The sequence below is a fragment of the Streptomyces sp. NPDC054834 genome (genome assembly GCF_053611185.1).
In genome coordinates this window covers 319,886-339,499 of record NZ_JBSGZV010000002.1, presented here as the reverse complement: position 1 = coordinate 339,499, position 19,614 = coordinate 319,886, and the positions used below count along the sequence as shown (strand labels likewise).

General features: G+C 69.7%; 15 protein-coding genes. 8 read left to right on the top strand and 7 right to left on the bottom strand.

All coding sequences use genetic code 11. The features are described from left to right. Positions 1-49: 49 nt before the first annotated feature. Complete coding sequence (locus tag ACWGJM_RS04230; protein WP_453410119.1) at positions 50-838, top strand: ferritin-like domain-containing protein; 789 nt, start codon at positions 50-52, stop codon at positions 836-838. 9 nt (positions 839-847) lie between these two features. Here ACWGJM_RS04230 and corA read toward each other — a convergent pair whose 3' ends face one another. Continuing rightward, entirely contained in the window at positions 848-1,846 is a 999-nt protein-coding gene (gene corA / locus ACWGJM_RS04225) for a magnesium/cobalt transporter CorA (protein WP_453410118.1), read from the bottom strand. 187 nt (positions 1,847-2,033) lie between these two features. On the opposite strand from corA, the gene ACWGJM_RS04220 reads away from it, so the two are divergent. From ACWGJM_RS04220 to mshC, 4 genes are all read left to right on the top strand, one after another. Then, on the top strand, positions 2,034-2,720 hold the full coding sequence (locus ACWGJM_RS04220) for a histidine phosphatase family protein (RefSeq protein WP_453410117.1): 687 nt from the start codon (positions 2,034-2,036) through the stop codon (positions 2,718-2,720). Positions 2,721-2,809: 89 nt separating this feature from the next. Further along, positions 2,810-3,400 (top strand): DUF3090 domain-containing protein, encoded by a 591-nt coding sequence (locus ACWGJM_RS04215; RefSeq protein WP_453410116.1) that lies wholly within the window; start codon positions 2,810-2,812, stop codon positions 3,398-3,400. Then, complete coding sequence (locus ACWGJM_RS04210) at positions 3,364-4,182, top strand: SCO1664 family protein (RefSeq protein WP_453410115.1); 819 nt, start codon at positions 3,364-3,366, stop codon at positions 4,180-4,182. Before ACWGJM_RS04215 ends, ACWGJM_RS04210 begins: the two co-directional genes overlap by 37 nt. A gap of 93 nt (positions 4,183-4,275) precedes the next feature. Further along, positions 4,276-5,505: a cysteine--1-D-myo-inosityl 2-amino-2-deoxy-alpha-D-glucopyranoside ligase gene (gene mshC, locus ACWGJM_RS04205; RefSeq protein ID WP_453410114.1), complete on the top strand. Its 1,230-nt coding sequence runs from the start codon at positions 4,276-4,278 to the stop codon at positions 5,503-5,505. A gap of 81 nt (positions 5,506-5,586) precedes the next feature. Here the strand turns inward: mshC and ACWGJM_RS04200 are convergent, their stop codons facing one another. The 6 genes from ACWGJM_RS04200 to ACWGJM_RS04175 all read right to left on the bottom strand — a co-directional run bounded on the left by ACWGJM_RS04200 (position 5,587) and on the right by ACWGJM_RS04175 (position 12,864). Then, positions 5,587-6,567: a PAC2 family protein gene (locus tag ACWGJM_RS04200; protein WP_453410113.1), complete on the bottom strand. Its 981-nt coding sequence runs from the start codon at positions 6,565-6,567 to the stop codon at positions 5,587-5,589. A 189-nt stretch (positions 6,568-6,756) separates the two neighbouring features. Beyond that, entirely contained in the window at positions 6,757-7,428 is a 672-nt protein-coding gene (locus ACWGJM_RS04195) for a FadR/GntR family transcriptional regulator (RefSeq protein WP_453410112.1), read from the bottom strand. A gap of 200 nt (positions 7,429-7,628) precedes the next feature. Then, positions 7,629-9,245, bottom strand: coding sequence for an FAD-dependent oxidoreductase (locus tag ACWGJM_RS04190; RefSeq protein ID WP_453410111.1), 1,617 nt, complete (start codon positions 9,243-9,245; stop codon positions 7,629-7,631). Positions 9,246-9,293: 48 nt separating this feature from the next. After that, positions 9,294-10,832, bottom strand: coding sequence for a glycerol kinase GlpK (gene glpK, locus ACWGJM_RS04185; RefSeq protein WP_453410110.1), 1,539 nt, complete (start codon positions 10,830-10,832; stop codon positions 9,294-9,296). A gap of 96 nt (positions 10,833-10,928) precedes the next feature. Next, positions 10,929-11,723: an MIP/aquaporin family protein gene (locus ACWGJM_RS04180; protein WP_453410109.1), complete on the bottom strand. Its 795-nt coding sequence runs from the start codon at positions 11,721-11,723 to the stop codon at positions 10,929-10,931. A 376-nt stretch (positions 11,724-12,099) separates the two neighbouring features. Then, positions 12,100-12,864 carry an IclR family transcriptional regulator gene (locus ACWGJM_RS04175; RefSeq protein WP_453410108.1) on the bottom strand — a complete coding sequence of 255 codons (765 nt, stop codon included), beginning with the start codon at positions 12,862-12,864 and terminating at the stop codon, positions 12,100-12,102. A 282-nt stretch (positions 12,865-13,146) separates the two neighbouring features. On the opposite strand from ACWGJM_RS04175, the gene metH reads away from it, so the two are divergent. The 3 genes from metH (at position 13,147) to ACWGJM_RS04160 (ending at position 19,553) form a co-directional block, all read left to right on the top strand. Next, positions 13,147-16,662 (top strand): methionine synthase, encoded by a 3,516-nt coding sequence (gene metH / locus ACWGJM_RS04170; RefSeq protein ID WP_453410107.1) that lies wholly within the window; start codon positions 13,147-13,149, stop codon positions 16,660-16,662. A gap of 153 nt (positions 16,663-16,815) precedes the next feature. Next, positions 16,816-17,517, top strand: a complete 702-nt coding sequence (locus ACWGJM_RS04165; RefSeq protein ID WP_453410106.1) for an HAD family hydrolase — start codon at positions 16,816-16,818, stop codon at positions 17,515-17,517. A gap of 431 nt (positions 17,518-17,948) precedes the next feature. Further along, entirely contained in the window at positions 17,949-19,553 is a 1,605-nt protein-coding gene (locus tag ACWGJM_RS04160) for an ABC transporter substrate-binding protein (RefSeq protein ID WP_453410105.1), read from the top strand. Positions 19,554-19,614: the final 61 nt, after the last annotated feature.

Below are 19,614 nucleotides of genomic sequence, written 5' to 3'. Positions count from 1 at the left end.
ATGCCGCATTTGACTCGTTCTTTGCGGAAACCTGCGGAAAGGTGCCCCCATGCTTTCGGCGAAGAGTGTGTTCCAGGAGATCCTCGACAACGACGAGTCCTTCCGGCTCTTCTGCTCCATCGCGGCCAGCGGCGAGGCACAGGGGGGCTGGGAGAACGGACGGATCGCCGCGCTCGTCCCCGAGGGCGAACAGGCGCTCGTTCCCAAGATCACACGGCACGGCGCCGACGAGGACAAGCACGGACGGATCTTCAACGCCCTCATGCGCAAGCGCGGCCTGGAACCGGTCCCCGTCCCGCCCGAGACCGACTACACGATGCTCCTGGAGCGGCGAGGCATCGGCCTCGCCCACGACAGGCTCCGGCGGGGCGAACCGCTGAGCGTGCAGGACATCATCGTCTACCTGGCACACAGCCGGGTCACCGAACAGCGCGCCGCCGAGCAGATGCTGCTGCTCCGCAAGCACTTCGCCGACCACCCCGAGGTGGGCAGGGCCGTCCGCGTGATCTCCCACGACGAGGACGACCACCTCGCCTACACCCACGAGGAACTGCTGCGCTTCGCGGCCTCCGGCTACGGCCGGCTGATCCAGCGCACCCTGCGCGAGTGCGCGCTCGCCGAGATCCGCGTGCACCGGGACGTCAGTCTCGCCGTCGTGCCCCGGATGGGCGGCCTCCTCGGCTGGTCCAGGGCCAGGCGCGCGGTGCTCGCGGCGGGCATCCGCGCCGTCTACCTCTACGAGCGCGCCGCGGGCTGGCGGCGCATGGTGTCCCTGCGCATGCCCGAGCGCCGCAACCCCCTGGGCGGCCCCGCGACCACCGCCCCCGAGTTCGCCTGAGGCGCCCGGTCACAGCCAGCCGCGCCGCTTGAACAGGCGGTACATCAGGATTTCCAGGGCGGCCATCACCAGGATCACGGCCGGGTACGACCACACCCAGTGCAGCTCGGGCATGTGGTCGAAGTTCATGCCGTAGATTCCCGCGATCAGCGTGGGGACCGCGGCCATCGCCGCCCACGCGGAGATCTTCCGCATGTCGTCGTTCTGCCGGATGCTGGTCTGCGCCAGATGGGCCGACAGGATGTCCGAGACCAGCCGGTCCAGGCCCTCCACGGACTCGTTCACACGCGTGAGGTGGTCCTGCACGTCCCGGAAGAAGGGCCGGGCCCTGTCGTCCACGAAGGGCACCCCGCCCTCGCCCGTCGGCACCGTGCCGGCCAGCCGTGTCATCGGCAGGGCCAGCGGAACCGTCGCCCGGCGGAACTCCAGGACCTGCCGCTTGAAGGTGTAGATCCGGGAGGCGGTGTTGCGCGAGCCGGCCAGGTCCGGCGAGAACACCTCCGCCTCCAGCTCCTCCATGTCGGTCTGAAGCTCGGTCGCCACCTCCAGGTAATGGTCGACGGTGGCGTCGGAGATCGCGTACAGCACCGAGGTCGGCCCCTTCTCCAGCAGCTTCGGCTCGTCCTCCAGCCGGCGCCGCACGGCCGCCAGCGGCGAACCGGCGCCGTGCCGGACGGTCACCACGAAGCCGTCCCCGACGAAGACCATCACCTCGCCGGTGGAGACGGCGTCGCTCTCCGGTTCGTAGGCGACCGGCTTGAGCACCATGAACAGCGAGTCGTCGTACACCTCGAGCTTGGGCCGCTGGTGGGCGTTGAGGGCGTCCTCCACCGCCAGCGGATGCAGCCCGAACTCCTCGGTGACCCGGTCGAACTCCTTCTCCGACGGCTCGTGCAACCCGATCCAGACGAACCCGCCCGCCGCCCGCGCCACCGCCAGCGCGTCGGACAGGTCCTCGGGACCCTCACTGCGGAGCCCGTCCCGGTAGATGGCACAGTCGACGATCAAGAACCCCAACCTCCCATCGCCCACGCGCCGCGGCCAGGGCCTGTACGAGGGCTTGTACCCGGCTTGCCGAGAGCATGCACCGACGTGCACCTCAGCCGCTGCCGCGGCGGGCGAGAGTCCCGTCCTCCCGGCGGACGACGGGACTCTCGCAGCAGGCCCCGGGCCGCCTGCGCCTACGCTGGTCCGCATGCCCACGTTGATCCTCGTAAGGCACGGACGCTCCACCGCCAACACCGCCGGACTGCTCGCCGGCTGGACGCCCGGCGTCGCCCTGGACGAGCGCGGGGCCGCGCAGGCCGCCGCGCTGCCCGGGCGGCTCGACGGGCTGCCTCTCTCGGAAATCGTCAGCAGTCCGCTCCAACGCTGCCAGGAGACCCTCCAGCCGCTGCTGGACGCCCGGCCGGGCCTGCGCCTGCACACCGACGAACGGATCGGGGAGTGCCACTACGGCGACTGGTCCGGCCGCAAGCTCGCCGAACTCAAGGACGAGCCGCTGATGGAGGTGGTGCAGACGCACCCGTCGGCGGCCGCGTTCCCCGGCGGCGAGTCCATGCGCGCGATGCAGACTCGCGCGGCCGAGGCCGTACGGGAGTGGAACGCGCGCGTGGAGCGCGACCACGGCGCCGACGCCGTGTACCTCATGTGCTCGCACGGTGACATCATCAAGTCTCTCGTCGCGGACGCGCTCGGGCTGCATCTCGACCTCTTCCAGCGGATCTCCGTGGAACCGTGCTCCATCACCGCGATCCGTTACACCCGCCTCAGGCCGTTTCTCGTTCGTCTCGGGGACACCGGGGATTTCGCCTCCCTTGCGCCGCGCGAGGAACCCACGGGGGATGACGCACCGGTGGGAGGTGGTGCGGGCGCACCGTGATCGTCGGGCGCAGTAGGGTGAAGCGTCGCGTTCGCACACACCCCCCCACGCACTCCCGATTCGCACTCTCGATCCAATGGAGACAGGACGTGTCCCGTCAGGTGTTCCTCTACGACCCACCGGACCGCTTCGTGGCCGGCACAGTGGGCCTGCCCGGGCGCCGTACGTTCTTCCTCCAGGCCTCCGCCGGCCCCCGGGTGACCAGCGTGATCCTGGAGAAGACCCAGGTCGCCGCGCTCGCCGAGCGCATGGACGAGCTCCTCGACGAGGTCGTACGCCGCAGCGGCGGCCAGGCCCCGGTGCCCGCGGTGGCCCCGTCCGAGGTCGCCGACACCGAACCGCTGGAGACTCCGATCGAGGAGGAGTTCCGCGTCGGCACCATGGCACTGGCCTGGGACGGCGAGGAACAGCGGATGATCGTCGAGGCCCAGGCACTGGTGGAGCTGGACGCCGACTCCGAGGAGGACCTCGCGGAGGCCGAGGAACGGCTGCTCCAGGACGAGGAGAACGGCCCCCCGATGCTGCGGGTCCGGCTCACCGGCTCGCAGGCGAGGGCCTTCGCCAAGCGCGCCCTCGACGTCGTGAACGCCGGGCGGCCGCCGTGCCCGCTGTGCAGCCTCCCGCTCGACCCGGAAGGACATGTATGTCCGCGCCAGAACGGATACCGCCGCGGAGCGTGACCGGCGCCGCCCTCCTCGCCGAGGGGGAGCTGACCGTGCGCGGACGCATCCGCGACGCCTCCAACGCGGCGCTGTACTGCACGGTGGCCTTCGACGGCCAGGAGGCCGCCTGCGTGTACAAGCCGGTCGCCGGGGAACGCCCGCTGTGGGACTTCCCCGACGGCACCCTCGCCGAGCGCGAGGTGGCGGCGTACGAGGTCTCCGAGGCGACCGGCTGGGACCTGGTGCCGCCCACCGTGCTGCGCGACGGACCGTACGGCGAGGGAATGGTCCAGTTGTGGGTCGAGGCGGCCCCCGACGCCGAACTGCTCGCCCTGGTGGACGGTGAGGAGCCGGAGCCGGGCTGGAAGGCCATCGGCTTCGCCGAGGTCGGTGAGGGACGGACCGCGCTGCTCGTGCACGCCGACGACGAACGGCTGCGGCGCCTCGCGGTGCTGGACGCCGTGATCAACAACGCCGACCGCAAGGGTGGCCACCTGCTGCCCACCCCCGGGGGACGGCTGTACGGGATCGACCACGGGGTCACCTTCAACGTGGAGAACAAGCTGCGGACCCTGTTGTGGGGCTGGGCGGGGGAGCCCCTCACCGGCGAGGCCGTCGGCGTCCTCAAAGGTCTCAAGGACGCCATGGCCGACGGAGGCCTCCTGGGCGCGCGACTGGCCGGGCTGATCACGGCCGCCGAACTGGACGCCACGCGCGCGCGGGTCGACGCGCTGCTCACCTCCGGCAAGCATCCGGAGCCGAGCGGTGAGTGGCCGGCGATTCCCTGGCCACCCGTGTGAGCACACCGAAGGCCGGAACACAAGATCGCCTTTCCGGCCATCCGGCCTGGTCCGGTTCGGTCACGGCACTTGCGGGCGGTTAGGCTCATGTACATGCATGCCTGGCCCGCTTCCGAGGTCCCCGCCCTGCCTGGTCAGGGTCGCGACCTGAGGATCCACGACACCGCGACCGGTGGTCTCGTCACCCTTGACCCCGGTCCCGTCGCCCGTCTCTACGTCTGCGGCATCACCCCGTACGACGCCACGCACATGGGGCACGCGGCGACCTACAACGCGTTCGACCTGGTGCAGCGCGTGTGGCTCGACACCAAGCGGCAGGTTCACTACGTCCAGAACGTCACCGACGTCGACGACCCGCTGCTCGAGCGGGCCGAGCGGGACGGCGTCGACTGGGCCGCCCTCGCCGAGAAGGAGACGGCCCTCTTCCGCGAGGACATGACCGCCCTCAGGATGCTTCCGCCGCGGCACTACATAGGGGCCGTCGAGGCGATACCCGGCATAGTCCCGCTCGTGGAGCGGCTGCTCGACCTGGGCGCCGCCTACGACCTCGAGGGCGACACCTACTTCTCCGTGGAGTCCGACCCGAACTTCGGCAGGGTCTCGAACCTCGACGCCGCGGCCATGCGGCTGCTGTCCGCCGAGCGCGGCGGCGACCCCGACCGGCCCGGCAAGAAGAACCCGCTCGACCCGATGCTGTGGATGGCCGCCCGCGAGGGCGAACCCAGCTGGGACGGCGGCTCGCTGGGCCGGGGCCGGCCCGGCTGGCACATCGAGTGCGTCGCCATCGCCCTGGACCACCTCGGCATGACCTTCGACGTCCAGGGCGGCGGCTCCGACCTGGCCTTCCCGCACCATGAGATGGGCGCCTCGCACGCCCAGGTGCTCACCGGCGAGTTCCCCATGGCCCGGGCGTACGTGCACGCGGGCATGGTCGCCCTGGACGGCGAGAAGATGTCGAAGTCCAAGGGCAACCTGGTCTTCGTCTCCCAGCTGCGGCGCGACGGAGTCGACCCCGCCGCCATCCGGCTCACCCTCCTCGCCCACCACTACCGGGCCGACTGGGAGTGGACCGACCAGGTGCTGGCGGATGCTGAGGACCGGCTCGGGCGGTGGCGCGCCGCCGTGTCCCGGCCCGACGGACCGTCCGCCGAGACGCTCGTCGAGGAGATCCGAGAGGCCCTCGCGAACGACCTCGACGCCCCGGCCGCCCTGGCCGCCGTCGACCGGTGGGCCGCGCTCCAGCAGGAGCGGGGCGGCACCGACACCGGCGCCCCCGGCGTCGTCACCCGGGCCGTGGACGCGCTGCTGGGCGTGGCCCTGTAGCCCGCCGCTTCCCGGGGCCGTCGTACGGCGAAGGGGCGGCACGCGTGATGCGTACCGCCCCTTGCGCAGGTTCCCCGCGTATCAGTCCTCCGAGGAGTCGTCGTCCTCGGAGTTCGGCTTGGGCGGCTTCGGCGGCCGGGTGCGGCCGCTGGGGTTGTCCCTCAGATACGAGGACGGCGACCCGTCCCCGCCGTCCGCCGTCGCGTGCCCGCCAGGCGGGTTGACGTCCCGGCGCCGCAGATACCGCTCGAACTCACGGGCGATCGCCTCGCCCGACGCCTCCGGCAACTCGGCGGTGTCCCGGGCCTCCTCCAGCGTCTGCACGTACTCGGCGACCTCGCTGTCCTCGGCGGCCAGCTGGTCCACACCCACCTGCCAGGCCCGCGCGTCCTCCGGCAGCTCGCCCAGCGGGATACGCAGGTCGAGCAGATCCTCCAGACGGTTGAGCAGGGCCAGCGTCGCCTTCGGGTTGGGCGGCTGCGACACATAGTGCGGGACCGCCGCCCACAAGGACACCGCCGGGACACCCGCGTGCGTGCAGGCCTCCTGAAGGACGCCGACGATGCCCGTCGGACCCTCGTACTTGGTCTCCTCCAGGTCCATCCGGCGGGCCAGGTCCGGATCGGACGTGACCCCGCTGACCGGGACCGGACGCGTGTGCGGGGTGTCACCGAGCAGGGCGCCCAGGACGACCACCAGTTCAACCCCCAGCTCGTGCGCGAAGCCCAGCAGCTCGTTGCAGAACGAGCGCCAGCGCATGGAGGGTTCGATGCCGCGGACCAGCACCAGGTCGCGTGGCTTCTCGCCGCCGACCCGCACCACCGACAACCTTGTCGTCGGCCAGGTGATCTTGCGCACTCCGCCGTCCATGAACACCGTGGGGCGGTTCACCTGGAAGTCGTAGTAGTCCTCGGCGTCCAGCGCCGCGAACACCTCGCCCTTCCACTCCCTCTCCAGATGCGCGACCGCGGTGGAGGCGGCGTCGCCGGCATCGTTCCAGCCCTCGAACGCGGCCACCATGACCGGGTCGATCAGCTCGGGAACCCCCTCGAGCTCGATCACCCAGCGCCTCCTTCCGACGTGCCCTCGCGTACGTCCCAACCTTACGGCGTCCGACGGGGGCGCCCGCAGCCCCCTTGCGCGGGGTGGTGCACGGATCACTGCCCCGATCGACACCCCTGGACACCCCCAGGCCGAACGCATCCTCACGGTTCCCGCGCGGGTTCCGCACAGGGCTCTCACAGGCCCCTGTCACAGGGTGCTGCGCAACCACTGCTCCACGCTCGCGATGTGCACGGTCGCCCACGAGCGTGCCGCCTCCGCGTCCCGGTCGCGCAGGGCCGCCAGGATCGCGCGGTGCTCGCGCAGGGTGCGGCTCACCGCGTCCTCCTGGGTCAGACCGCGCCAGATCCGGGCCCGGGTGGTCGGCCCCGACAGGCCGTCCAGCAGCGAGCACAGCACCGAGTTGCCGGAGCCGCGCACGATGCCCCGGTGGAACTCCAGGTCGCAGGCCACGAGTTCCTCCACCGAGGGCGCGGCACCCAGGGCGTCCAACTGCGCGCTCAGCGCGTCCAGTTGCTGTTCGCTGATCCGCGAGGCGGCCATCGCCGTGGCGGCCGGCTCCAGGATTCGGCGCACCGCCAGGAACTCCAGGACCGTGTCGTCGCGGTGGAAGTCGACGACGAAGCTCAGCGCCTCCAGCAGCAGTTGCGGATCCAGGCTGGTGACGTACGTCCCGTCGCCCTGCCGCACGTCCAGGATCCGGATCAACGACAGCGCCCGCACGGCCTCCCGCAGGGAGTTGCGCGAAAGCCCCAGCTCGGCGGCGAGCTCGCTCTCCTTCGGCAGCCGGTCGCCGGGCCGCAGCGCACCGGAGACGATCATTCCCTTGATCTTCTCGATCGCCTCGTCGGTGACCGCCATGGCGGGCCTCCTGTCGCTCAGACCTCCGATGTGTCAGCACATTATGGGGGCAGATCACCAGGTCGGCGCTCGCGAGCGGGCGCACGCGAAAGGGGCGGCTCCATCGGCGTGGAGCCGCCCCTCCCGGTTCCCGGCCCCGGTGCGGCGAGGGCCGGTCAGCGATGCCGGCCCTGGTCAGGGAAAGAGCCGGTCACCGTGGCCTACTTCTTGTCGAGCAGGTCCTGCACCTTTGCGCGGACCTCGTCCGTGGCCAGGCCGCGGATCGTCAGCGTCGTACGGCGGCGCAGCACGTCGTCCGGCGTCTCGGCCCACTCGTGGTCGCGGGCGTAGACGACCTGCGCCCAGATCTCCGGGGCGTCCGGGTGGACGCGCTCGGCCAGCTCCGGGTTGTCGTTGGCCAGCCGGGCGATGTCGAAGGCCAGCGAGCCGTAGTGGGTGGCCAGGTGCTTGGCGGTGTCGGCGGCCATGCGCGGGCCCGGCGCCGGGTGGTCCACCAGCAGGCGGTGGGCCACCGCGCGCGGGTTGGCGACGCCCGGCAGCGGCAGCTTCTTCGGCAGGGAGGAAATCGGCTCGAAGTCGTCGCCCAGCGGCTGACCCGGCAGCGCCTCCAGCTTCTGCATGACCGTCCGGCCGATGTGCCGGAAGGTCGTCCACTTGCCGCCCGCGACGGACAGCATGCCGCCCCTGCCCTCGGTGACGACCGTCTCGCGCTTCGCCTTCGCAGTGTCGCCCGGGCCGCCCGGCAGCACACGCAGTCCGGCGAAGGCGTAGGTGATCAGGTCGCGGCTGAGCTGCTGGTCCCGGACGGAGAACGCGGCCTCGTCCAGTATCTGGGTTATGTCCTTGTCGTTGACCGCGACGTCCGCCGGGTCACCCTCGTACTCCTCGTCGGTGGTGCCGAGCAGCAGCATGTCCTCCCAGGGGAGGGCGAAGGTGATGCGGTACTTGTCGATCGGCGTGGCGAGCGCGGCCTTCCAGGGGGAGGTGCGCTTGAGCACCAGGTGCGCGCCCTTCGACAGGCGGATGGACGGCGCCGCGTTCGGGTCCTCCATCCTGCGCAGGTGGTCGACCCACGGGCCGGTCGCGTTCAGCACGAGACGGGCGTTGACGCCGAACTCGTCACCGGAGGTGCGGTCGCGCAGGTCGGCGCCCGTCACCCGGCCCTTGGTGAAGCGCAGACCGGTGACCTCGGCGTGGTTGAGGACGGCCGCGCCCGCGTCGACGGCCGCGCGGACCGTCATCAGCGCCATGCGCGAGTCGTTCATCTGGTCGTCGCCGTACACGGCCACGGCCTTGAGGTTCTCGGTGCGCAGCTCGGGCACGTCCTGCGCGGCCTTCGCCGGGCTCAGCAGGTGGCCGACGCCGTCACCGAAGGCGGAGAGCGCGGAGTAGGCGAACACGCCCGCGCCGAGCTTCGCCGCGCCGTGCGGGCCCCCCTTGTACACGGGGAGGTAGAAGGTGAGCGGGTTCGCCAGGTGGGGGGCCACCTGGCGGGAGACCGCACGGCGCTCGAAGTGGTTCTCCGCCACCAGCTTCACCGCGCCGGTCTGCAGGTAGCGCAGACCGCCGTGGAGCAGCTTGGAGGAGGCGGAGGAGGTGGCGCCGGCGAAGTCGCCGGCGTCGACCAGTGCCACCCTGAGGCCCGACTGCGCGGCGTGCCAGGCGGTGGAGATGCCCAGGATGCCGCCGCCGATCACGAGAAGGTCGTACGACGCCTTGGAGAGCTGCTCCCTGGTCTCGGCCCGGCTCGGGAGGGAGCCGGAGGCCGGGTGTGTCCCCAGGGCAGGTACGGACTGCAGGGTGGACTGACTGGTCATTTCTGGTACTTACTCCTCGTCAGAGCTGTCTGAGCCGTCTCGAGCCGCTCAGCTCTCGTCCTCGATCCAGCCCATGGTCCGCTCGACGGCCTTGAGCCAGTTCTTGTACTCACGGTCGCGGATGTCCGCGTCCATCTGGGGGGTCCACTCGGCGGCCCGGCGCCAGTTGGCGCGCAGTTCGTCCGTGCTGGACCAGAAGCCGACGGCCAGGCCGGCGGCGTAGGCGGCGCCGAGGCAGGTGGTCTCGGCGACCATCGGGCGCACCACCGGTGCGTCCAGAACGTCGGCGAGGGTCTGCATCAGCAGGTTGTTGGAGGTCATGCCGCCGTCGACCTTCAGGGCCACCAGCTCGTCGCCGGAGTCCTTGACCATGGCGTCGGCGATCTCGCGGGTCTGCCAGGCGGTCGCCTCCAGGACCGCACGGGCGAGGTGCGCCTTGGTGACGTACCGGGTCAGGCCGGCGATCACACCGCGGGCGTCGGAGCGCCAGTGCGGGGCGAACAGGCCGGAGAAGGCCGGTACGAAGTAGGCGCCGCCGTTGTCCTCGACCGAGAGCGCGAGCGTCTCGATCTCGGCCGCGGTGGAGATCAGGCCCATCTGGTCCCGCATCCACTGCACCAGGGAGCCGGTGACGGCGATCGAGCCCTCCAGCGCGTAGACCGTCGGCTGGTCGCCGATCTTGTAGCCGACCGTGGTCAGCAGGCCCGCGTAGGAGTTGATGATCTTGTCACCGGTGTTCATCACCATGAAGGTGCCGGTGCCGTAGGTGGACTTGGTCTCGCCCTCGGAGAAACAGGTCTGGCCGAACAGGGCCGCCTGCTGGTCGCCGAGCGCGGAGGCGACCGGGATGCCGCCGAGCAGGTCGCCGAGCTTGCCGCCGGTGACCTCGCCGTAGATCTCGGCGGAGGGGCGGATCTCCGGCAGCATCGCCAGCGGGACGCCGATGGACTCGGCGATCTTCTCGTCCCACTGCATGGTGTGCAGGTTCATGAGCAGGGTGCGGGAGGCGTTGGTGACGTCGGTGACGTGCCGGCCGCCGTTGACACCGCCGGTCAGGTTCCAGATGACCCAGCTGTCCATGGTGCCGAAGAGGATGTCGCCCGCCTCGGCGCGCTCCTTGAGGCCCTCGACGTTGTCGAGCAGCCAGCGGGCCTTGGGCCCGGCGAAGTAGGCGGCCAGCGGCAGGCCGGTCTCGCGGCGGAAGCGGTCCTGGCCGACGTTGCGCCCCAGCTCCCGGCACAGGGCGTCGGTGCGGGTGTCCTGCCAGACGATGGCGTTGTGGACGGGCTCACCGGTGTTCTTGTCCCACAGCACGGTGGTCTCGCGCTGGTTGGTGATGCCGATGGCCTTGATGTCGTCGCGGGTGATGCCGGCCTTCTGGATGGCTCCGGCGACGACCTCCTGGACGTTGGTCCAGATCTCGTTGGCGTTGTGCTCGACCCAGCCCGGCTTCGGGAAGATCTGCTCGTGCTCCTTCTGGTCGACGGAGACGATGCGGCCGTCCCGGTCGAAGACGATGCAGCGCGAGGAGGTCGTGCCCTGGTCGATGGCGGCGATGAACGGGCCGGCAGTGTGAGCGTCGGTCACTGTGTGCTCCTGAGGAATCCGTGGTTAAGGGGCGTTACGTACGGCGCGTGCTCGTAGGTCTCGGCCCGGGCCGCCCGTGGGCGGCCCGGGGGCTCACTAAGCGAATGCGACGTTGTAGATGCCTGCGGCGATCGCCCCGCCGATCAGCGGACCGACCACCGGGATCCAGGCGTAGCCCCAGTCGGAGCCGCCCTTGTTGGGCAGAGGCAGGAGGGCGTGCACGATACGCGGACCGAGGTCACGGGCGGGGTTGATCGCGTAGCCCGTGGGGCCGCCGAGGGACAGGCCGATGGAGACGACCACCAGCGAGGTGATCAGCGCACCCAGGGTGCCCAGGCCGTTGCCCTTGTCGTTCAGGCCCTGCGTGAGGACGGCGAGCACCAGCACGACGGTGCCGATGATCTCCGTGGCGAGGTTCTGCACCGCGTTCCGGATCTCCGGACCGGTGGAGAAGATGCCCAGGACCGGGCCGGCGCCCTTCTCCTGGGCCTCGACGGCCTTGGCCGCCGTGGCCTGCGCACCCGGACCGCCGACGATCTCCTTGTCGGTGAGGTGCGCCCGGAACTGACCGTAGTAGGCCACCCAGACCAGGCTCGCGCCGATCATGGCGCCGAGCAGCTGACCGCCCCAGTATGTGGGGAGGTTGCTGAAGTCCTTGTCCTTGATCGCGAGTGCGAGGGTCACGGCCGGGTTCAGATGGGCGCCGGAAAGCGGCGCCGAGGTGTAGACAGCCGTCAGAACGGCGAAACCCCACCCGAAGGTGATGGCGAGCCAGCCGGCGTTACGGGCCTTTGAGGCCTTCAGCGTCACGGCGGCGCAGACGCCACCGCCGAGCAGGATGAGTATGGCGGTACCGATGGTCTCGCCGATGAAGATGTCGGAGCTGGACACCCGCGACTCCTTTGTCCTTCGTCCAGGGAAGCCGAACCCCGGGTCCCTCCGGGGGTTCAGCGCCCTCAGGGGTGAGAGCGATGCCGGCCCTTGGCGTTGTCACACTCTAGCGCGTATTGCCGGTAGGTGTTCGACAATGCCGACCGATGGACGGGAGTCTTGCTCCGGCCTCAGGCACGCGTCAAGAGTTCTGTTATCGAATATGCGATCGTTATTGATCGCGGTGAATTATCGATCTGCGGGCGCGTGAAGCGTGGGTATGCCTGTTATGTCCTTTTCAGGGTATGGCGGGAGCCGGAACGCCGCTCAGCGTCCCGGTCCATACCCCGTTGCCCTCCGCGGCCTCCCGCGCGGCCTTCTCCGGCGCGCCCGGCGCTCAGAACCGTCCGGCACCCAGGTCCCGCGACACCGCGCGGGCACAGTCCCGCACCGCGGCGATCAGCTCGGGACGCAACTCTCCGTCGCGGCACAATCGCTCCACGGCGCCGGTGATCCCCACCGCGCCCACCGGCATCCGCCGCCGGTTGTGGATGGGCGCGGCCACCGAGGCCACGCCCTCCCAGGTCTCCTCCACGTCGGCCGCGTAGCCACGCGCGCGCGTCAGGTCGAGGATGTGCTCGAAGTCGGCCCAATCGCACGTCGTGCGATCCGTGAAGGCCTTCCGGTCGGCCTCCAGCGCCTCACTGTGCGCGACCGGGTCGTACGCCGACAGCACCTTGCCCAGGGCGGTGGAGTGCAGCGGCTGCATGGCCCCGATCTCCAGCACCTGCCGGCTGTCGTCGGGCCGGAAGACGTGGTGCACGATCAGGACGCCCTGCTGATGGAGCACGCCCAGGTAGACGCTCTCCCCGCTGGAACGGGCCAGGTCGTCGGTCCACACCAGGGCGCGCGCCCGTAGTTCGTGCACGTCCAGATACGTAGTCCCCAGGCGCAGCAGCTCGGCGCCCAGCTGGTAGCGCCCGGAGGCGTCGTCCTGCTCCACGAAACCCTCCTGCTGGAGGGTGCGCAGAATGCCGTGGGCGGTGCCCTTGGCGAGGCCCAGCGAAGAGGCGATGTCCGACAGGCCGAGCCGTCGCTCGCCGCCCGCGAGCAGCCGCAGCATCGCGGCCGCCCGTTCGAGCGACTGGATGTTCCGTGCCATCGCCGTACAGCCTCCGTCCGCTTCGTCCGTCACCGTGCACGTCAACTGACGCCGTTCGGCAATGTCGAACACTACCGGTCCATGACGACCGCCCGCTAATGGTCGGTCGGTACTTGTTACGTCACCCGTGGCCCGGACGTGACTCACAGGCCACACGCGTCCGCCTCGTGGACGCCATGCCCATCCAAGCCCACTCCCGGTTACGCTGGCGCCGTGCGTCTTCCCCGGGCCTGCCCGGGAAGCCGCATAGCCGACAGCCGTCGCATCCCAGGGAGCCCCTTAATGGCCTCGTCGCCGCTGACCCCTTCCACCGACAGCCGGACCCGCGTGTCCGCGCTCCGAGAGGCACTCGCCACCCGCGTGGTGGTCGCCGACGGAGCCATGGGCACGATGCTCCAGGCGCAGGATCCGACGCTCGAGGACTTCGAGAATCTCGAGGGTTGCAACGAGATCCTCAACCTCACCCGTCCGGACATCGTCCGCTCGGTCCACGAGGCGTACTTCGCGGTGGGCGTCGACTGCGTGGAGACCAACACCTTCGGCGCAAACCTCACCGCTCTGGGGGAGTACGACATCCCCGAACGCACCGCGGAGCTGTCCGAAGCCGGAGCCCGCATCGCCCGGGAGGTCGCCGACGACTTCGGCGCACGCGACGGTCGGCAGCGGTGGGTGCTGGGCTCAATGGGTCCCGGTACGAAGCTGCCCACCCTCGGCCACACCACCTTCGGCGCCATCCGAGACGCCTACCAGCAGAACGCCGAGGGCCTGCTCGCCGGCGGTGCCGACGCCCTGCTGGTGGAAACCACCCAGGACCTGCTCCAGACCAAGGCATCAGTCGTCGCGGCCCGCCGCGCCATGCGCACAGCCGGCTACGACGTGCCGCTGATCGTGTCGGTGACGGTGGAGACGACCGGAACCATGCTGCTGGGCTCGGAGATCGGCGCGGCGCTGACGGCGCTGGAGCCGCTGGGCATCGACATGATCGGCCTGAACTGCGCCACCGGCCCGGCCGAGATGAGCGAGCACCTGCGCTACCTCACCCGGCACTCCCGTATCCCGCTGTCCTGCATGCCGAACGCGGGCCTGCCGGTCCTGACCAAGGACGGCGCCCACTACCCGCTGACGGCCCCGGAGCTGGCGGACTCCCACGAGACCTTCGTCCGCGACTACGGCCTGTCGCTGGTCGGCGGCTGCTGCGGCACCACGCCCGAGCACCTGCGCCAGGTCGTCGAACGCGTCCGCGACGTCACTCCGCCCGAGCGCGCACCGCAGCCCGAGCCGGGCGCGGCCTCGCTCTATCAGTCGGTTCCGTTCCGGCAGGACACCGCTTACCTGGCGATCGGTGAGCGGACCAACGCCAACGGGTCGAAGAAGTTCCGGGAGGCCATGCTCAATGGCCGCTGGGACGACTGTGTGGAGATGGCGCGGGAGCAGATCCGCGAGGGCGCGCACATGCTCGACCTCTGTGTGGACTACGTCGGCCGGGACGGTGTCGCCGACATGGAGGAACTGGCGGGCCGCTTCGCCACCGCCTCCACCCTGCCGATCGTGCTGGACTCCACCGAGGTGGAGGTCATCCGCGCGGGTCTGGAGAAGCTGGGCGGGCGTGCGGTCATCAACTCCGTCAACTACGAGGACGGCGACGGCCCCGAGTCCCGCTTCGCCCGGGTAACCCAGCTGGCCGGGGAGCATGGCGCGGCGCTGATCGCGCTGACCATCGACGAGGAGGGCCAGGCCCGGACCCCGGAGAAGAAGGTCGAGATCGCCGAACGGCTGATCGCGGATCTGACGGGCAACTGGGGCATCCACGAGTCGGACATCCTCATCGACACCCTGACCTTCACCATCTGTACCGGTCAGGAGGAGTCCCGCAAGGACGGTATCGCCACGATCGAGGCGATCCGGGAGCTCAAGCGCCGCCACCCCGACGTACAGACCACCCTCGGCCTGTCGAACATCTCCTTCGGTCTGAACCCGGCCGCCCGGATCCTGCTGAACTCCGTCTTCCTGGACGAGTGTGTGAGGGCGGGTCTGGATTCGGCGATCGTGCACGCGTCGAAGATCCTGCCGATCGCCCGCTTCAGCGAGGAAGAGGTGCAGACCGCTCTCGACCTGATCCACGACCGCCGCACCGAGGGCTACGACCCCCTCCAGAAGCTCATGCAGCTCTTCGAGGGCGCCACGGCGAAGTCCCTGAAGGCGGGCAAGGCCGAGGAACTGGCCGCCCTCCCGCTGGAGGAGCGGCTCAAGCGCCGCATCATCGACGGTGAGCGCAACGGCCTGGAGGCCGACCTCGACGCGGCCCTCGAGACCCGGCCTGCCCTGGACATCGTCAACGCGACGCTGCTCGACGGGATGAAGGTGGTCGGTGAGCTGTTCGGCTCCGGCCAGATGCAGTTGCCGTTCGTGTTGCAGTCGGCCGAGGTGATGAAGGCCGCGGTCGCCTATCTCGAGCCGCACATGGAGAAGTCGGACGCCGAGGGCAAAGGCACGATCGTGCTGGCCACGGTGCGCGGGGATGTCCACGACATCGGCAAGAACCTGGTGGACATCATCCTGTCCAACAACGGCTACAACGTGGTCAACCTGGGCATCAAGCAGCCCGTCTCGGCGATCCTGGAGGCGGCCGAGGAACACCGGGCCGACGTCATCGGCATGTCGGGGCTGCTGGTGAAGTCCACCGTGATCATGAAGGAGAACCTGGAGGAGCTCAACCAGCGCGGCCTGGCGGCCGACTACCCGGTCATCCTGGGCGGTGCCGCCCTCACCCGGGCCTACGTCGAGCAGGATCTGCACGAGATCTACCAGGGTGAAGTCCGCTACGCCCGGGACGCGTTCGAGGGCCTGCATCTGATGGACGCGCTGATCGGGGTCAAGCGGGGCGTGCCGGGGGCGAAGCTGCCGGAGCTGCGGCAGCGCCGGGTGCGGGCGGCGGCCGGCGTCGAGGTCGAGGAGCGGCCCGAGGAAGGGCACGTCCGCTCCGATGTCGCCACCGACAATCCGGTGCCGGCCCCGCCGTTCTGGGAGACCCGGGTGGTCAAGGGCATCCAGCTGAAGGAGTACGCGAGCTGGCTGGACGAGGGTGCGCTGTTCAAGGGGCAGTGGGGGCTGAAGCAGGCCCGCACCGGTGCCGGCCCGACGTACGAGGAACTCGTCGAGACCGAGGGCCGCCCGCGCCTGCGCGGCCTGCTGGACCGGCTCCAGACGGAGAACCTGCTGGAAGCGGCCGTGGTCTACGGCTACTTCCCGTGCGTGTCCAAGGACGACGACCTCATCATCCTCGACGAACAGGGCAACGAGCGCACCCGGTTCACCTTCCCGCGGCAGCGGCGCGGTCGGCGGCTGTGCCTGGCTGACTTCTTCCGCCCGGAGGAGTCCGGCGAGACGGACGTGGTCGGTCTACAGGTGGTCACCGTCGGCTCCCGGATCGGCGAGGAGACCGCCAAGCTGTTCGAGTCCAACTCCTACCGCGACTACCTCGAACTCCACGGGCTGTCCGTGCAGTTGGCCGAAGCCCTCGCCGAGTACTGGCACGCCCGCGTCCGTTCGGAACTGGGCTTCGCGGGGGAGGACCCGAGCGACATGGAAGACATGTTCGCACTGAAGTACCGCGGCGCCCGCTTCTCCCTCGGCTACGGAGCCTGCCCCAACCTGGAGGACCGCGCCAAGATCGCCGAGCTTCTCCAGCCGGAGCGCATCGGCGTGCACCTGTCGGAGGAGTTCCAGCTGCACCCCGAACAGTCCACGGACGCGATCGTGATCCACCACCCCGAGGCAAAGTACTTCAACGCCCGCTGAGCCCGTTCGAGCCACGGGGCCGGCCCCTCCGAGCGACGGGCCCCAAGCGGTGAACAAGGCGTTTCATCAGCGAGAGTCGTACACTGGTCGATCCACCGCAGGCCGGTTCCCGCATGGGAACCGGCCTGATCGTCCCTTCAGGAGGTGCGCCCGATGACCAGCACGGTCCCCGCGCTCGGAACCCGTACGGCGGAAGGCTCAGCCCTCCAGGCGGTGCTGCTCGACATGGACGGCACCCTGGTGGACACCGAGGGCTTCTGGTGGGACGTCGAAGTGGAGGTCTTCGCCCGTCTCGGCCACATCCTCGACGAGTCCTGGCGTCATGTCGTGGTCGGCGGGCCCATGGCCCGCAGCGCGGGCTTCCTCATCGAGGCCACCGGCGCCGACGTCACCCTCGCCGAGCTCAGTGTGCTGCTGAACGACGGATTCGAGGACCGCATCGGGCGCTCCCTGCCGCTGATGCCGGGCGCCGCCAGACTGCTCGCGGAGCTGTATGAGCAGCAGATCCCGACGGCCCTGGTCTCCGCCTCGCACCGCCGCATCATCGACCGGGTGCTGGCCTCGCTCGGGCCCCAGCACTTCTCCCTGTCCATCGCCGGCGACGAGGTGTCGCGCACCAAGCCGCACCCGGACCCGTATCTGCTCGCGGCCGCCGGACTGGGCGCGGATCCGGCCAGATGCGCGGTCGTCGAGGACACCGCGACCGGGGTCGCAGCCGCCGAGGCCGCGGGCTGCCACGTGGTCGCGGTGCCCTCGGTCGCCCCCATCGCCCCGGCCACCCGGCGGACCGTCGTGACCTCCCTGGAAGAGGTCGACCTGGCATTTCTGCGCGGCTTGATGACGGAAATGCACTAGCCGTTCACCCAGCGTGCAAAGTCCATTGGACAAAATCCCGCCGTAGTACACCCGAGCGCGTACAGCGAAATTGGAAGCGGGCCGCGCGACCGAATTCCACCACTGAACAACCGAGTTGGAAGTGTGACGTTCATCACCTCTCCAAGGGTCGACACTCGCGCCGATGTGTGCTGCTCACCCTCGTTCAGGGGGAACTCGCGCGTCCTTGTGTCCCGATTCATGGAACGCTGCACTAATCCTGCCGCTGTCGGGTTTTCGGTGTGTCCGCGCCCGGTTTCACTGCGTGATGGGAACTCAACTCCGGCGGCTGTGAACCGTCCTGCAAGCGCGGACTAATCTCATGGCGAGAACATCGCCCTTACCCCGTGATCCGCCGCAACACCCATGCATGCCGGTTACACGGATTCGAACAGCCCTGGAGAAACCCGAGCATGAACCGCAAGACTTTGGTGCTGCCGGCCGTAGCCGGCCTGCTCGCGCCGGTTCTCGCCGCGTGCGGCGGAGACAGCAGCGGGAGCAAGAGCGGCGACGCCATCGTTGTCGGCACCACGGACCGGTTCACGGCCACCAAGGACGCACCGGCCCCGCTCGACCCGGCCTACGCCTACGACGTCGGCACCTGGAACATCCTGCGTCAGACCGTGCAGACCCTGATGATCCAGCCCAAGGGCGAAGGCGACCCCGTACCCGAGGCCGCCGAGAGCTGCGGCTTCACCGACAGCGGCAACGAGCGCTACGCCTGCAAGCTGCGCGACGGCCTGAAGTTCGCCAACGGCGACGCCATCACCGCCGGGGACGTGAAGTACTCGATCGAGCGTGCAATGCGCATCAAGGCCGACAGCGGTGTGTTCGCCCTGCTGTCGACCGTCGACACCGTCGAGACGCAGGGCGATCGCGAGGTGATCTTCCACCTCAAGACCGCCGACGCCACCTTCCCGTACAAGCTGTCCACCCCGGTCGCGGGCATCGTGAACCCGAAGGACTACGCCAAGGGCAAGCTGCGGGACGGCTTCTCGATGGACGGCTCCGGCCCCTACACCTTCTCGGCGGACGTCAAGGACGACGCCATCGACAGCATGACCTTCAGCAAGAACCCCAACTACAAGGGCAGTCTGAAGGTCAGCAACGACAAGGTGCAGATGCGCTCCTTCGCCGACGCCGACGCCATGAGCGCCGCGATCGACAAGGGTGACATCGACGTCATGACCCGCACCATGTCGCCGGCCCAGATCAACAAGCTCGACGCCGGCACCGACGAGAACGTCGACCTCGTCGAGATGCCGGGCCTGGAAATCCGCTACCTCGCCTTCAACACCAGCGCGTCCTCGGTGAAGACCAAGGCGGTCCGCGAGGCCATGGCCCAGGTCATCAACCGCGGCGAGCTGGTCTCCAAGGTGTACGGCTCCCAGGCCGAGCCGCTGTACTCGCTGGTCCCGGCCACCGTCACGGGCCACTCCAACTCGTTCTTCAACAAGTACGGCGACCCCAGCGTCACCAAGGCCAAGTCGCTGCTGGTCAAGGCCGGCATCGTCACCCCGGTGAAGCTGACCCTGCACTACACGACCGACCACTACGGCCCCGCCACCAAGCAGGAGTTCGAGGTCCTGCAGAAGCAGCTCAACAACAGCGGCCTGTTCGACGTCAGCATCCAGGGGTCGCCCTGGTCCACCTTCCGGCCCGCCGAACAGAAGGGCAAGTACGACGTCTACGGCATGGGCTGGTTCCCGGACTTCCCGGACGCCGACAACTTCCTCGCGCCGTTCCTCGACAAGGACAACACCCTCGGCTCGCCGTACGTCAACGCCAACATCCGCAACACCCTGATCCCGCAGTCCCGCCGCGAGGCCGACCGGCTCACCGCCTCCAAGAGCCTGACGGCGATCCAGGACACCGTCGCCGACGACGTCCCGATCCTGCCGCTGTGGCAGGGCAAGCAGTACGTCGCCGCGCGGAACGACATCACGGGCACCTCCTACGCCCTGAACTCCTCCTCGACGCTTCAGCTGTGGGAGCTCGGCCGCGGTGTGAGCAACTGACGCCTCGCTTTTCCCCCGGGGCCGGTGACCGCGGCCCCGGGTTCACGAGAACCGACGCAAG

Coding starts and splice junctions, on each gene's coding strand:
- ACWGJM_RS04230 (WP_453410119.1), top strand. CDS start 50: ATGCTTTCGGCGAAGAGTGTGTTCCAGGAGATCCTCGACAACGACGAG.
- ACWGJM_RS04220 (WP_453410117.1), top strand. CDS start 2,034: ATGCCCACGTTGATCCTCGTAAGGCACGGACGCTCCACCGCCAACACC.
- ACWGJM_RS04210 (WP_453410115.1), top strand. CDS start 3,364: ATGTCCGCGCCAGAACGGATACCGCCGCGGAGCGTGACCGGCGCCGCC.
- mshC (WP_453410114.1), top strand. CDS start 4,276: ATGCATGCCTGGCCCGCTTCCGAGGTCCCCGCCCTGCCTGGTCAGGGT.
- ACWGJM_RS04195 (WP_453410112.1), bottom strand. CDS start 7,428: ATGGCGGTCACCGACGAGGCGATCGAGAAGATCAAGGGAATGATCGTC.
- ACWGJM_RS04190 (WP_453410111.1), bottom strand. CDS start 9,245: ATGACCAGTCAGTCCACCCTGCAGTCCGTACCTGCCCTGGGGACACAC.
- ACWGJM_RS04175 (WP_453410108.1), bottom strand. CDS start 12,864: ATGGCACGGAACATCCAGTCGCTCGAACGGGCGGCCGCGATGCTGCGG.
- metH (WP_453410107.1), top strand. CDS start 13,147: ATGGCCTCGTCGCCGCTGACCCCTTCCACCGACAGCCGGACCCGCGTG.
- ACWGJM_RS04165 (WP_453410106.1), top strand. CDS start 16,816: ATGACCAGCACGGTCCCCGCGCTCGGAACCCGTACGGCGGAAGGCTCA.
- ACWGJM_RS04160 (WP_453410105.1), top strand. CDS start 17,949: ATGAACCGCAAGACTTTGGTGCTGCCGGCCGTAGCCGGCCTGCTCGCG.